Genomic DNA, 632 nt, shown 5'->3' with positions numbered 1-632 from the left:
TCTTTATCTTTTTCTTTATCTTTTTCTTTATCTTTTTCTTTATCTTTTTCTTTATCTTTTTCTTTATCTTTTTCTTTTTCTTTATCTTTAACCCTTAATAAAGGGTTATTTAACTCTTTCATAATCCTTTGGTAAGGGTTATCTAACTCTTCTTTAAAAGTAGAGAAAGTTTTTTCTAATACTTTTATAACTCCTTGATGTGGTAAGCTTTTTTCATTTAATTCTCCATATTGAAATTTTATAAAATCAACTAACATCCATTTATTACTATCTATTACCTTAATTCTTTCTTTTCCTGTATTGAAAATTTCCAAAACCTCATTCTCTTTTAATTCTTCCCCAACACAAAAACTTGCTATTTCCAAATCAACTTGCCAGAATCCTGCAATATCACACTTATCCCAGAGATATTGCCAAAAGGCTTTATATTTAGGCAATAATTTTCTATACCAGAGGTCATCCCATTTGCAAGTTTCAGTAAATCTTTTAGCCATTGTTTATTATTTATACCAAATTACTACTTTCTTCTTCCCAAATGCCCTAGCTTTATTTTTATTCCAACAAAATACATCTATCCGATAGTCTTGCCATTTAGGACTCATTCTATCATTGACCTCATAGAGTTTATCCTC

Annotated in this window: 1 protein-coding gene; it reads right to left on the bottom strand. The window is 28.3% G+C overall.

Annotation, left to right across the window (positions count from 1 at the left end; genetic code table 11):
- Positions 1-494 (bottom strand): hypothetical protein (locus tag AB1397_02590; GenBank protein ID MEW6481879.1); only part of this gene is annotated, 494 nt, incomplete at its 3' end.
- Positions 495-632: the final 138 nt, after the last annotated feature.

The organism is bacterium, assembly GCA_040756715.1.
Lineage (GTDB): Bacteria > UBA9089 > UBA9088 > UBA9088 > UBA9088 > JBFLYE01.
The sequence above is the reverse complement of the archived record's forward strand: the minus strand, read 5'-3'. Positions and strand labels throughout refer to the sequence as shown.